Annotated in this window: 15 protein-coding genes; 8 read left to right on the top strand and 7 right to left on the bottom strand. The window is 58.0% G+C overall.

The window, feature by feature from the left end; genetic code table 11:
- Nucleotides 1-52 precede the first annotated feature (52 nt).
- Nucleotides 53-466, bottom strand: coding sequence for a hypothetical protein (locus tag HDF08_RS05135; protein ID WP_179637484.1), 414 nt, complete (start codon nucleotides 464-466; stop codon nucleotides 53-55).
- Between the two features lie 16 nt (nucleotides 467-482).
- Entirely contained in the window at nucleotides 483-2177 is a 1695-nt protein-coding gene (locus HDF08_RS05130) for an acyl-CoA carboxylase subunit beta (RefSeq protein ID WP_257030875.1), read from the bottom strand.
- A 161-nt stretch (nucleotides 2178-2338) separates the two neighbouring features.
- Between HDF08_RS05130 and HDF08_RS05125 the strand changes: the two genes are divergently transcribed.
- The 3 genes from HDF08_RS05125 (at nucleotide 2339) to HDF08_RS05115 (ending at nucleotide 3937) form a co-directional block, all read left to right on the top strand.
- Nucleotides 2339-2812, top strand: a complete 474-nt coding sequence (locus HDF08_RS05125; RefSeq protein WP_179637483.1) for a hypothetical protein — start codon at nucleotides 2339-2341, stop codon at nucleotides 2810-2812.
- Nucleotides 2813-2948: 136 nt separating this feature from the next.
- Nucleotides 2949-3572 carry a bifunctional nicotinamidase/pyrazinamidase gene (pncA, locus tag HDF08_RS05120; RefSeq protein ID WP_179638796.1) on the top strand — a complete coding sequence of 208 codons (624 nt, stop codon included), beginning with the start codon at nucleotides 2949-2951 and terminating at the stop codon, nucleotides 3570-3572.
- The gene (locus HDF08_RS05115) at nucleotides 3569-3937 is read left to right on the top strand and encodes a DUF3592 domain-containing protein (protein WP_179637482.1); all 369 of its coding nucleotides are present in this window, start codon (nucleotides 3569-3571) and stop codon (nucleotides 3935-3937) included. The genes pncA and HDF08_RS05115 overlap by 4 nt, the downstream gene beginning before the upstream one ends.
- A gap of 31 nt (nucleotides 3938-3968) precedes the next feature.
- Here HDF08_RS05115 and HDF08_RS05110 read toward each other — a convergent pair whose 3' ends face one another.
- The gene (locus tag HDF08_RS05110; RefSeq protein WP_179637481.1) at nucleotides 3969-4586 is read right to left on the bottom strand and encodes an HD domain-containing protein; all 618 of its coding nucleotides are present in this window, start codon (nucleotides 4584-4586) and stop codon (nucleotides 3969-3971) included.
- A 228-nt stretch (nucleotides 4587-4814) separates the two neighbouring features.
- Here HDF08_RS05110 and HDF08_RS05105 point away from each other — a divergent pair, with 228 nt between their 5' ends.
- Both HDF08_RS05105 and uppS read left to right on the top strand, forming a co-directional pair.
- Nucleotides 4815-5348: a helix-turn-helix domain-containing protein gene (locus HDF08_RS05105; protein ID WP_179637480.1), complete on the top strand. Its 534-nt coding sequence runs from the start codon at nucleotides 4815-4817 to the stop codon at nucleotides 5346-5348.
- A gap of 184 nt (nucleotides 5349-5532) precedes the next feature.
- Nucleotides 5533-6519 (top strand): undecaprenyl pyrophosphate synthase, encoded by a 987-nt coding sequence (uppS, locus tag HDF08_RS05100; RefSeq protein WP_179637479.1) that lies wholly within the window; start codon nucleotides 5533-5535, stop codon nucleotides 6517-6519.
- A gap of 134 nt (nucleotides 6520-6653) precedes the next feature.
- Here the strand turns inward: uppS and HDF08_RS05095 are convergent, their stop codons facing one another.
- The 3 genes from HDF08_RS05095 to HDF08_RS21415 are packed head-to-tail and all read right to left on the bottom strand — an operon-like array spanning nucleotide 6654 to nucleotide 7564.
- The gene (locus HDF08_RS05095) at nucleotides 6654-6974 is read right to left on the bottom strand and encodes a DUF3861 domain-containing protein (protein WP_179637478.1); all 321 of its coding nucleotides are present in this window, start codon (nucleotides 6972-6974) and stop codon (nucleotides 6654-6656) included.
- Nucleotides 6975-7424, bottom strand: a complete 450-nt coding sequence (locus tag HDF08_RS05090) for a PadR family transcriptional regulator (protein WP_218884497.1) — start codon at nucleotides 7422-7424, stop codon at nucleotides 6975-6977.
- Nucleotides 7388-7564: a hypothetical protein gene (locus tag HDF08_RS21415; protein WP_218884496.1), complete on the bottom strand. Its 177-nt coding sequence runs from the start codon at nucleotides 7562-7564 to the stop codon at nucleotides 7388-7390. The genes HDF08_RS05090 and HDF08_RS21415 overlap by 37 nt, the downstream gene beginning before the upstream one ends.
- 113 nt (nucleotides 7565-7677) lie before the next feature.
- Here HDF08_RS21415 and HDF08_RS05085 point away from each other — a divergent pair, with 113 nt between their 5' ends.
- Nucleotides 7678-8541 carry a phosphatidate cytidylyltransferase gene (locus HDF08_RS05085; protein WP_179637476.1) on the top strand — a complete coding sequence of 288 codons (864 nt, stop codon included), beginning with the start codon at nucleotides 7678-7680 and terminating at the stop codon, nucleotides 8539-8541.
- Between the two features lie 296 nt (nucleotides 8542-8837).
- On the opposite strand, the gene HDF08_RS05080 is transcribed toward HDF08_RS05085, so the two are convergent.
- Entirely contained in the window at nucleotides 8838-9452 is a 615-nt protein-coding gene (locus HDF08_RS05080; protein ID WP_179637475.1) for a PEP-CTERM sorting domain-containing protein, read from the bottom strand.
- Nucleotides 9453-10319: 867 nt separating this feature from the next.
- On the opposite strand from HDF08_RS05080, the gene HDF08_RS05075 reads away from it, so the two are divergent.
- Complete coding sequence (locus HDF08_RS05075) at nucleotides 10320-11510, top strand: 1-deoxy-D-xylulose-5-phosphate reductoisomerase (protein ID WP_179637474.1); 1191 nt, start codon at nucleotides 10320-10322, stop codon at nucleotides 11508-11510.
- A 39-nt stretch (nucleotides 11511-11549) separates the two neighbouring features.
- Complete coding sequence (gene rseP / locus HDF08_RS05070; RefSeq protein ID WP_179637473.1) at nucleotides 11550-12944, top strand: RIP metalloprotease RseP; 1395 nt, start codon at nucleotides 11550-11552, stop codon at nucleotides 12942-12944.
- The last annotated feature ends 133 nt before the right edge of the window (nucleotides 12945-13077 follow it).

Genomic DNA, 13077 nt, shown 5'->3' with positions numbered 1-13077 from the left:
GAACAAACTTTACTGTCGATTCCATTCTTTCGAACGATTTCCATAAGCACCCCTACATCCGCAACAACCACGATTCGATGAGTGTCGCAGTCTCTGCTGAGAGATAGATGGAGTCATTCCAATCATGAACAAAGAACCCATAGAAAGTATCGCTGTCTAAACCTCTCATGTTCGGTACGCTCAGTGAATCTTCAGTTGGTTTGAATCCCTGAACCTTCATCCAGCAATTTAGATTTGGGTAATTTTTCATGCTTCCAAAACTGGTCAGATGGATTCCTCGAAGCCCTTCCAGCTGTATAGCGATCTCTCTATACAAAACACCTGTTTCTTCTTCCGTGTCCGGAAGACTCGTTAGTATCTTCAACCTCAGTGTCGCGCTAGAAGTGAGGAAATCTACTGCGATACTGCCTATTTGTGCGTCATGAAAGCCGTTGGGCAAAGTGTCTTCTAGTTCTTTGAGAGTCATCCTTTACCTCGCGAAATCACGTCTGCAAAACCCCCGGATTAAACCGCGCCACCTCAGGATTCAAACTAGCCGCTTCCAGCGCCGTCATCAGCACCTCCCGCGTCTTCACAGGGTCAATAATCGAATCAATCCAAAGCCTCGCGGCCCCATACCTCGGATCAGCCTGCGCATCATACGACGACTTGATCTCGTCATGCAGCGCCTTCTTCTCCGCATCCGACAGCACTTTTCCCCCACGCTCCATCTGCTTCGCCCGTACCTCAGCCAACGTATTCGCCGCCGAAGCTCCGCTCATCACCGCATACCGAGCCGTAGGCCACGCAAACAAAAACCGCGGATCATAAGCCTTCCCGCACATCGCATAGTGCCCCGCCCCAAAGCTCCCGCCTACAATCACGGTTATTTTGGGCACAACCGAAGTACTCACTGCCGAAACCATCTTCGCGCCAGCACGAATAATCCCGCTCCACTCCGCATCCTTCCCCACCATGAACCCATTCACATCATGCAGAAAGATCAGCGGCACCAGACTCTGGTTGCAATCCATAATGAACCGCGCCGCCTTCTGCGCACTCTCCGTATAGATCACCCCGCCAAACTCCGTCCTCTTCTCCCCAGCCTGCGGTCCCACAGCCACCGTCTGCGACTGGTGCACCTTCTGATTCGCCACAATCCCCACGGCCCGCCCGCCAATCCGCGCATATCCACACAACACCGTCCGCCCAAAATCCGCCTTATACTCATCAAACTCCGAGCGATCCACAATCCGCGCAATCACCTCGCGCATGTCGTACACATTGCTCGCAGCCTTCGCCGGATCGGGATCGATCAACCCATACAAATCCTCCGCCGCATACTTTGGAGCATCCTTCGCTGCGTCGTACCCCACAACACTAAACGGAGCCTTCGCCGGCGAACCAATCTTCCCTACCAGAGAACGTAACCGTGCCAGGCACAGATGATCATTCGGCTCCTTGAAGTCCACGGTGCCCGAGATCTCCGCATGCATCGCCGCCCCACCCAGCTCCTCGGCGTCCGTCTTCTGCCCAATCGCCGCCTGCACCAGCGACGGCCCCGCCAGAAACAACCCCGACCCCTCCGTCATCAACACCGTATCCGTCATCACCGGCAGATAAGCCCCACCCGCCACGCACATCCCCATAATCGCCGTAATCTGCGGCACCCCCAGCGAACTCATCACCGCGTTATTGCGAAACACCCTGCCAAAATCATCCGTATCTGGAAACACATCCTCCTGCAGCGGGAGAAACACCCCCGCCGAATCCACCAGATACAGCGTAGGAATCCGGTTCTCCAGCGCAATCGTCTGCGCCCGCAGCACCTTCTTCGCTGTCATCGGAAAAAACGCCCCTGCCTTCACCGTCGCGTCATTCGCCACGATCATGCACAGCCGTCCACTCACCCGTCCCAGCCCAGTCACCACCCCAGCCGCCGGCGCACCGCCATACTCGCCATACATCCCATGCGCCGCCCACAGCCCAAGCTCCAGAAACTCGTTGCCCTCATCCAGCAGCAACGCCAGCCGCTCCCGCACCGTCAGCCGCCCCTTGGCCTTCTGCGCCTCCGCTGCCTTCGCCCCACCACCCAGCCGAATCTCGTCCTCCGAGACCCGCAAAGCCGCCATCAACACCTGCAACGCTGCACAATTCGCACCGAACCGCGCCGCCTTCACATCCAGCTTCGAACCCAACGAACTCTCCAACTTCCATCCTCCGATAACCGGCCATTCACAAAAGCGCGCCAGCCTAGCATCTTAGCCGCACAATACGTTCACCGTCTCCTCCGAACCCGTGTACCCTATCTTCGAACTGAATCCAGAGATAGTTCAGACCTCTACCACGGAGACACAGAATGAACCTCCGAACCAAACTCGTACAACTAATCCTGATCTCCGGCGCACTTCTCCTGCCAGCCCGCGGCATCGCTCAAACTCCCACCACGGAACTCGACAAATCCATCGACCTCTCGGTCGGTAGCCACGCCAAAGTTCAGCAGCTTCTTTTCAACCTCCAGCAAGCCGTCGCCCAGCACGACCCAGCCGCCGTCGCCGCACTCGTTCACTATCCCATCAAGGTCAACCCCGGAAAGCGTCCCATCACCATCAAATCCCCCAAGGCCTTCGTCAAGGACTACGACCGCATCATCACCCACCATATCTCCTCGGTCATCCTGAAGCAAAAATACGATGCTCTCTTCGTCAACTCCCAGGGCGTCATGCTAGGCGACGGCGAAGTCTGGATCACCGGCTTCTGCCTCGACAAAAACTGCAGAAGCTCCGACATAAAAATCGGCACCATCCAGGACACCACAAACCTCAAACCGTAAGCATGAGCGCTGGCAGCAATGTCAGACTCATCTTCATCTTCGATGACGCCCGGGTGCCCCATATCTCGATTTTGAGATGTGGCATCGTCCGCAGGACGGCCGTACTCATCCCTCGTTGCACTACCATCAAGTCACGATGCAACTCCAACCCACCGACGCCCTTCTCGTCATCGACGTTCAGAACGACTTCATGCCCGGCGGCGCATTGCCCATCAAAGACGGCGACGCCGTAGTCCCAATCATCAACGCCCTCGCAAAAAACTTCGACCACGTGATCCTCACCCAAGACTGGCACCCACCACAACACATATCCTTCGCCACCACCCATTCAAATAGACAACCCTTTGAAGTGATCGAAGCCCCCTACGGCCCGCAGGCCCTTTGGCCCGAACACGTCCTCCAACACACCGAAGGCGCAGCCTTCCACCCCAGCCTCCACATCCCCCACGCCGAACTCATCCTCCGCAAAGGCTTCCGCCGCCATATCGACAGCTACTCCGCCTTCCTCGAAAACGACCACAAAACTCCCACGGGTCTTGCAGGGTACTTAAGAGAACGCAACCTCACCCGCCTCTTCCTCTGCGGCCTCGCCTACGACTTCTGCGTCCGCTACTCCGCCCTCGACGGCCACGCCCTCGGCTTCGAAACCATAGTCCTCGAAGACGCCACCCGCGCAGTCAACCTGCCCGGAAGCGTAGATGAAACCAACAAAGCCTTCGCCGTCGCGAGCATTCCACGCATCACATCTAACAATCTGTGACTGACCAACCTGTGACCGACCAACCCTGGATCGCCACCGAAGCCACCGTCACTGCCTGCCGCTACCAGTCTCCCGGCCTAAGCACTCTCGCCTTCGGCTTCCAGACCGGCGAAAAGTTCCGCATAGCCTTCGACTACTATGCACACGGCCGCCTCTACTCCGACGAGTTCCAATCCCCTACCGCCATCCCCCAGAACGAGCACATCCCTATCACCTACAACCCGCTCCACCCCGAGCAAAACAGCCGCGGCCAAGGCTCCGGGACCGCATTCCAAACAACCCGGCCGCCCATCCTCATCATCGGCATTATCGGTTCTATCTTCCTATCGCTTCTTTGGCTCGTCGTCCTCCATAGCTGCCGCTAGACAAGCAGGTCGAAGACGGCATGACACAAAGCTAACCCTGGCTGGCATGGCCCTCCAGCCCCAACTCCCCCGCCCGCGCCTGCATCGCTCGCAGACAATTTCCCACATGCTCCTCCACGCTCAACCCCAGCAGTTCCGCGCCATCGGTTATGTCCTCCCGCTTCACCGCCCGCGCGAACGCTTTATCCTTCATCTTCTTCTTCACCCCTGCCACCTCTACCTCGTGAATCGACTTCGAAGGTTTCACCAGCGCACACGCCGTCAAAAATCCCGCCAGCTCATCACAAGCAAACAGCGCCTTATCGAGATGCGACTCTCGCGGCGTTCCCGAATAATCCGCGTGCGCCAGAATCGCATGCAGCACCTCCTCCGGCCATCCCAACTCACGCAAATGCGCCACTCCAAAAAACGGATGCTCCTCGAGCGTTGGATGCCGCTCATAGTCCATATCGTGCAGCAGCCCCGCGCTCGCATATCGTCCGACAAACTCCGCAGCCGCCTCACCCACAAGCTCCAACCGCGAAGCCTCCCTCACGCCATAGGCCTCCGTGCAAACCGATACCGCCAGCCCATGCTTCCGCAGGCTCTCGCCCATGGTCCACTCCTCCAGCAACACCAGCGCCTGCTCTCGCCCAAAACCATCGCTCATGCAAAACTCCTCTTCAACAATCTAACGCGATCGCGAGCTATCGCCTTCCCGCATGGTAAGCAAGTTACCAACTTGGTTCCTATTCGGTTTTTTTAGGTCTTTCTGTGTAAATCTGCGGCTTTCTTCTTGACTCACACTCGATACGGGTGTCAATCTAGGCACATCATATGTTCCGTTATCGGACATGTGCTGGGTCCTTGCTCTGGGTCCCTTCGCAACACACAACTTATGGCAACCATGATGGCACCTGTCGAACAACGTGAGGTACTACGTTGCGACCACTGCAGTTTGGTGCAGTTTCGGACAGCCAATGCGCTGTGCCGCCGCTGCCACAAATGCCTCGAGGTCGAAGAGCCCGAACCAGCTCCCGCACCACTGGTGCTGGTTCCCCCACCATCAACCCAGGAAGGCGGCCTGCAAGTTGCCCACGCCGTGCGAGACCTGCGCCATGTGCGCAATCTCTCGCAGCGTCAGCTCGCAGCTCGCATGGGAGTCCCTCGCACCTACATCTCTAAGATCGAGAATGGCAAGGCCATGCCGACTCTGTCCTCCCTCGATCGCCTCGCGCGCGCCCTCCAGGTCGACATCTCCGCCCTGCTGCGCGACTCGAACACTCGCCATCGCGACGAGACCGCAGTCCTCATGACCGATCCCTTCCTCGCAGAGATCGCCATGTACACCTCGCAGCTCGACGAACTACAGCGGTCCATCTTCCTGAATCATGTTCGTGAGCTGGCCGCAGGACGCCGTCGTACGGCCTAAATAGCGTCCCTGCAACACCGGCCCGCACCACTGCCCCACGACCTCCAGGGAGGCGTCAGCACTCACCGTGACGCCTTCCTCTCCTTCTCCCCTCAACTCCTCGCCTCTCACGCACGAAAGATGTATAGGGCGTTCATTGCGCGCCCCCCAGCGGTGTGCTAGCGTCAATATCTGCGAGGTCGCTTTGCGCGCATCAACACCCCTACCGAACTCCAGCCGCGTCCCCAATCGCAGCCATGAGCTCTCTGCCGAAGAGCAGAGCGTCTACCGGCAGCTGGATCCAGCCAAAATTCCGCAACACGTCGCCATCATCATGGATGGCAACGGCCGTTGGGCCGGAAAACGCGCCCTCAAGCGCTTCCTCGGCCACCAGAAGGGCGCCGAGTCCGTTCAGTTTGTCGTAGAGACTGCCTCGCGCATCAACCTGCCCTGGCTCACCCTCTACGCCTTCTCGCTCGAAAACAATCTTCGCCGTCCGAAATCCGAAGTCAGCTTCCTCATGAAGCTGCTCAAAAGCTACCTCGTCGGCAACGTCAAGCGCATGAACGATAACAACGTCCGTATGGCCTACATCGGTCGCACGCACGACCTGCCGCAGGAGGTTCAGGACACCATGCAGTGGGCCTCCGAGTCCACCGCAAAGAACACCGGCACCACCCTCACCCTGGCCCTCAACTACGGCGCCCGGTCCGAGATCGTCGACGCCGTCCGCACCATCCTCACCGACCTCACCACCGAAGCCCACACCCGAGGCTGCTCCGTAGATGACCTCCTCGGCGCCGGCGCCCTCGAGTCCCTCGACGAGCCCACCATCGCACGCGCCCTCTACACCGCGCACATGCCCGACCCCGACCTCGTCATCCGCACCTCCGGCGAGCAGCGCATCTCCAACTTCCTCCTCTGGCAGATCGCTTACTCCGAGATATTCGTCACCGACCGCCTCTGGCCCGACTTCAACGGCCTCCACCTGCTCGAGGCCATCAACGCCTACCAGCATCGCGAGCGCCGCTTCGGCGGCCTCGGCGAAAGCTTCACCGATGAAGACCTCAACAACCTCGAGCCCGCCGAAGAGGTAGCCGCCGAGATCAAGGACCACCTCATCCCCAAATCGGACGCCAAAGCCGAGAGCAAATCAGAAGCAAAGCCCGACGCCGTCCTCACCCGCCGCTAAAAAGCTAACAATAGTCTTGGCGCATCTCCACCGACCAACGGGAGGACCACGCGAAGCAGTAAAAAGGCGTGTGAACGCCCGCGTCGCGCGTAGCGGGCCCGTCCGGCAGGACACACGCTCCGCATCCCCTAAGCCTAAAGCAACCGACCGGGCCCATCAGAAACGGCGTCAGGCCGCTGCTTCAACCCTCGCACAAACTCCCCCAGCGCCGGACGAATCTCCGCAAACATCGGGTCGCTGCGTTGCATCAATGCCACCTCAGAGAACAACTTCAGCCCAACTCCCAGCGACGCGACCGTATCGTTATCGAATGGCAACCGCGTCTGCATTCGCTCCACAATCCCCAGAATATCGTCATGATTCGCAGCCTCGAACGAGAGAGTCCGTCCTTCCACCGGCTCTCCCTTCGCTCCAGTCAGCGCCTCAACCGTGATCTTGTAACGGTAGGAGTTCATTCAAGCCCTCTCAATCTGCTTGGCAGCAGCGTCAATGATGTCTGTGATCGCGTGAGTCTGTTCGGTCGTCAACGGACCCTTCTTCATCCGCAGCGCCATCCGGAAGTTCTCCACCGCGCGTTCGATCTGAGGAGATCGACCACTCCCCTGCTCACTGCGTGCATGGTCCATCCTCGCGAAGATCGCATCTACCATCGCCTTGTTTTCAGCCAGCGACTTGGCCCCTTCCTCCGTGATCGTATAAAGCTTCCTCGCGCCCTCGGAGACCACGGTCGCATGTCCCATCTCCTCCAGCATCGTCAGCATCGGATACACCACGCCCGGACTCGGCGCATACATCCCTCCCAGCCTCTCCTGGATCGACTTGATGATCTCGTAGCCATGACTCGGCTTCTCCGCAATCTGCTGCAGGATCACGTAGCGAAGGTCGCCGGCCCCGAAGAATCGCATCGGGCCTCCGCGTCCTCCGCGAAAACCATGCCGGCCTCCGCCAAAGTCACCAAAACCGCCTCGTTGATCGTCCCTGTGTCTCTCACCACGGCCTTCTTCTCCGCCGTGGCAACCTCTGTAATGTTCGTGTAAGTGTTCATGTAGTTTTCTCATGCGTGAATAGTACTAAGATATATCTTTATAAGTCAAGATATAAAATAAAATAATCTTTCCCAGTTCAACGTATTGCCCGATATATCCTGTTCAGGACTTCATGAAACGCATTCTCACTGCCTTAGTTCTCATCCTCGCTGTCTTCGCCCTCATCTTCTTCGGACAGCTGTGGATGATCACCCTCTTCAGCGCCATCGTCGCAGAACTCGCAGCCTACGAGTACCTCAAGCTGGCCGCAGTAGGGGCCGAAGCCCACGGCGCCAAGCTCCGCATCCCCACCTGGTGGATGATCCTCGGAACCGCCCTCGCCTTCGTCGTCACCCTGCCTAACTTTCCAGTGGAAGCCCAGCTCCCCGTACTCAGCGCACTCACCCTGGTTCTCTTCGCCTGGAACGGCTTCCGCGCCCCCCTCATCCAAGTCCTGCCAGACACCGCCCAGGGCCTCTTCGGCCTCATCTACATCGCCTACCCGCTCACCCTCGTGCCTCTGCTCTGGAAGCAGGAAGACGGCCCCGCCCTCGTGCTCTTTCTGATGGTCTGCGTCTGGGCCGGCGACATCGCAGCCCTCTACATCGGCCGAGCCTTCGGCAAACGCAAGCTCGCCCCCCGTCTCAGCCCTGGCAAGACCTGGGCCGGCTCCATCGCCTCCATCGCCGGCAGCATGATCGCCGGAGGCATCGTCATCGCCATCGCCGACACCCTCACCGCCCACGGCAACACCCTGCTCCACGTCACCGAGCCGATCTGGCAATCGCTCCTGCTAGCCGCGATCCTCAACATCGCCGCCCAGCTAGGCGACCTCCTCGAGTCCGCCATCAAGCGCGGAGCAGGCGTCAAGGACTCCGGCACCATGCTCCCCGGCCACGGCGGCATCCTAGACCGCATCGACGCCCTCCTACTCGCCGCCCCGGTCCTCTGGTACATCCTTCTCCTCAAGGACTACTTCGGCCTAGGCCGCTTCTAACCCCCAAAACGGTTCTGTCCTCCAGTAGTGGGTCAGTTTGAAAGTCCGGGGTAACCAGAGTTACCTACAACCCCGTTTTTCAAGGAACTACGGAACGCCACTTGTCCGATAAGCCGACTATTCAGACAAGTAAAATTCCGCGTATTTGTAGGTGAGTGACTTGGCGATAATTCACTCATTGACACCCTGTGGAAGATCGAAGGATCGCACTTGAGCTTTACTTCTTGGGCCGCGACTCCGGCGGCACAAGCCCTGCGAGGCGGTAGTACACAACGAGCTGGCCGTAGTGTTCTCCGCTATGCTCGATGATGCCGTATGCAATATCGATAACGCGAGCTTTCTGCTGAGGGTAATAAACAACCTTCGTCATCAGGCCCCAAACCGGCTGTTTTTTTCTGAGAAGATCGGCGTCGCGCAACACCAACCAACCCCAACAACCCCGTTCCAAACAGGCTTATAGAAGATGGCTCAGGTGTAACTTGAGTGATCGAAAGAGTGGTGGAGCCATCTACTGTGCCATTGGGGGTGACATCTTCGCCATTATATGTGCCGAGAGAGGTAAGAAGAGTGCCATACTCTTCTGCTATCCCGAGACCATCGGCAAAGCCAACTTGCACGCACCCGAAAGGATCTGACGTTCCAAGAGCCCCGCATCCAGTTTCACTTACAGGATCGAGGATGAGATCAATAATTCGCGCGCCGGCGAAAACCTCCGTGGTAGTCAAAGAAGCCCCCGAAATCTCGGTCGTCGTAGTCAGGATGGATGGTTCGACAAATGTCGCAGTCCCGTTAAACTCAGATAGAAGAGTTCCGGGGGCACCTGAGATCGTAAAGGTATAAAGAACGTCTGCTTGAGCGACAGTGTTTATCGCAAACAAACATACAGCGACAAGAAAAAGACGCAAGCGCATAACCCCTCCCAGGATAATGATCCACGTGCTTGTACTTGCTGGACGGCAACCTATGGTGGCCCCGTCCCGAGTTCGTGTCAACGGGAAAGAAAATATCCCGGCGCGTGCAAGATTGTGCACCTATGGATTGACGGCCTTACCTCGCACGGCTTCTATGGCACGACTAGATGGTTGTCAATGAATTACTGCCCTTGATTGAGGCGTATGCGCGAACTCTGCGTGTGGCGCGAAAAATTGACTCTTCGCGGCTACTTCTATTCGAGACCGATCTGTTGAATGGTGCACGTAAGAGATGGAGGATTGACGAGCAGGATATGAAGTAAGAGAAGCTGACCTCGGAGTGTCAACTGGCGACAACAGGCCATAGCACTCATTGACCTAATCAGAGCTATCTGCCTCTTGCCAAGTGGCCGGTGAACCGGCTTTTCGGAAGTTGATTCCGAGCCTCCCCGAAAGCCATTTTCGGCAACCTCAGTCATTACACTCCCAACTGAACCACTACCTGTACTTCAAGCCAAATCCTGTCAACCCCCAATGCCCCTAAAACCCGCGCCAATCAGGAGAATTCGCGTGGCGTATTAGTTTCCCTCAACCAGCTATACTTGAAGTAGTTTTGAAAGTCGCTCCGAAGCAAACATTGACGTTTACCAGGGATGCGACGTAACTCCTTTGTTTGGAATAATCTGCAAGTAACCCTTTGTATATGAATATTTTACGAGACGCCACGACCTCCATCTCCATGCAAAGAAAAGACTTACGCGCCGGTAATAGGAGGGGGGGGGCCGCCCTCCTCCGGCCAGCCGTGCTGCACGCCGCCAGCCACCTTGAGTACCCGAAGTACCCCATAGCCCCCGAGGCCCACGCCTCGTGAAAAAGCTCGCAATCCTCGGCTCGACCGGCTCCATCGGCCACAGCACCCTATCCATCTGTGAATCCTTCCCCGACCGCTACCAGGTCGTCTCCCTCGCCGCAGGCACCAACATCGACGACGCCTTCGCCCAGTGCCTCCGATGGCGCCCCAGGGTCATCTCCCTCGCCACCGAAGCCCTCGCAGCCACTCTGCTGACGCGCCTGAAAGCCGCAGGCATCACCAACATCGAAGTCGTCCACGGCAGCGCAGGCACCATCCACGTTGCCACCTTGCCCGAGGTCGACTTCGTAGTCTCAGCCATCGTAGGCGTAGCCGGCCTCGAAGCCACCTACGCCGCAGTCTGCGCCGGCAAGACCATCGGCCTGGCCAACAAGGAGTGCCTCGTAGCCGCAGGCGAGCTCATCCTCGCCGCCGCCAGGCAGCACAACGTAGCCCTCCTCCCCATCGACTCTGAACACAACGCCGTACATCAGTGTCTGCGCGGCGGCACCGCAGCCGAAGTAAAGCAGATCTGGCTCACCGCATCCGGCGGCCCCTTTCGCAATACGCCCCTGGCCGACTTCGAGCACATCACCCCACAACAAGCTCTCAAACACCCCACCTGGGTCATGGGCCAGCGCATCACCATCGACTCAGCCACCATGATGAACAAAGGCTTCGAGGTCATCGAAGCCTGCCGCCTCTTCAACCTCCCGGCTGCCCAAGTCCGCACCACCATCCACCCTCAATCCACGGTTCACTCCCTGGTCGAGTTCGTCGACGGCAGCATCCTCGCCCAGATCTCAGTCACCGACATGCGCCTCCCCATCCTCTACGCCCTCGCCTACCCGGAGCGGGTCGCCGTGACTGAAAAAGAGTCCCTCACCTTCGACCTCACCACACTCTCGCAACTCGACTTCTCTCAGCCCGACCTCACCCGCTTCCCCTGCCTTCGACTTGCCTACGAAGCAGCCGAAGCGGGCGGAAAAGCATGCATCGCCCTCAACGCCGCCGACGAAATTGCCGTAGCCGCATTCCTCGAAGGACGTATCCCCTTCCTCGGCATCCCGCGTACAATAGAGGCTGTGCTGCAGCTAACTTCCGGTCAATCTCCAGCGTCTATCCTCGATGTGCTTGATGCAGATCTTGCCGCGCGCGCCTCTGCCCGCGAAGTGATTGCCCGCCAACTCACCGGCGCCCAACGGTAAGTCTGCAGCTAACCAGGTAACGAGGTCCTTCCGAACTTCATGGCAACAATCGTCCAGCTCCTCATCGTCCTCGGCATCATGGTTCTGGTCCACGAGTTCGGCCACTTCGCCGTCGCCAAGCTCTGCGGCATCCGCGTCGAGGTCTTCTCCATCGGCTTCGGCAAGCGCCTCTTCGGCTTCCGCCGCGGCGACACCGAGTACCAGATCGCCGCAGTCCCCCTCGGCGGCTACGTCAAGATGGCCGGTGAGATGGGTTTTGCCGGCAATGAACTTACCCCCGGCAGTGTCGCCCCCACCGATCCTGGTGACTTCAACGCGCACCCCCGTTGGCAGCGTATCCTCGTCGCACTCGCAGGCCCGTTCGCCAACTTCCTGCTCGCCCTCGGCCTCATGACCGGCGTCTCGATGCTCCACAACGAGGTGCAGGAGTTCATCGACGGCCCCGCCTACACCGATTACATCACCCCCAACACACCCGCAGCCCGCACCGGTATCCATAGCGGCGACACCATCATCCACTACGACACCATCGAAAATCCAACATGGGACCAAGTCGGCACCCGTTCTCTTCTAAACCTCAACCAGACCGTTCCCTTCTCCTTCCTCCACGACGGTCAGCGTGTCGACACCAAACTTTTTGTCGAAAACAAGGGCGCTCCAGACGACTTCTCCCTCGACAATCTGGGCATCATTCCGAAGATGCAGACGACGCCGGTTCAAGTCGACTCGCTTGAGCCCAACATGCCTGCAGTTCGCGCCGGCCTCAAGCCACACGACAAGATCGTCAGCATCGACGGGCTCCAGATGCACTCTGTTCCTGCGCTACTGTCCTACCTTCAGGATCAGGCTGGCAAACCCGCAGACCTTGTGATTGAACGCACTGCCGCCGATGGCGCAACGCAGACGCTGCCGATTCAAGTGACTCCGGAGCTAGCGGAGACGCCTGGAGGACCTAAGCAAAAGGACTATCGCCTAGGGTTTGTTGCAGTGCAGCCACCTGTTAAGGTGGAGCGGCTGCCGCTAGGTAAGGCGATGGTTGCTTCGTGGGAGTTCAACAAAAAAGGTTCCTTGCTGATTGTTGAAGTGCTCAAGCGGCTGTTTACGCGGCAAGTTTCGGTGAAGAGTCTGCAGAGCCCGATTGGGATTGGACAGCAGATTCATCAGGCGGCGCAGATGCCCGGATGGATGCCGCTGATTGGGTTGATGAGCTATATCTCATTGAATCTTGGGATCTTCAACCTGCTGCCGATTCCGATTCTCGATGGCGGAATGATCCTGTTTTTGTTGATCGAGACGATCATGCGGCGGGATGTGAATCAGCAGATCAAGGAGCGCGTGTATCAGGTTGCGTTTGTTTGCCTGCTGGCGTTCTTTGCGTTTGTCATCTTCAACGACCTGACAAAACTCAACCTGTTTACGAAGCTTAAACCTTAAGAATTTAGAAAAAATAAACCCCGGAGCGAGCATGGTTCGCTCCGGGGTTTTGTGTGTTTTGCTGATGTTTTTGAGGGGTGTTTTAGAAAAAGAGCGGTTTTGGCGTGGTATTTTGCTGGTGAGAACGTGGTGG

Origin of the sequence: Tunturiibacter empetritectus (genome assembly GCF_013410875.1) — a bacterium.
Taxonomy (GTDB): Bacteria; Acidobacteriota; Terriglobia; order Terriglobales; family Acidobacteriaceae; genus Edaphobacter; species Edaphobacter empetritectus.
The sequence above is the reverse complement of the archived record's forward strand: the minus strand, read 5'-3'. Positions and strand labels throughout refer to the sequence as shown.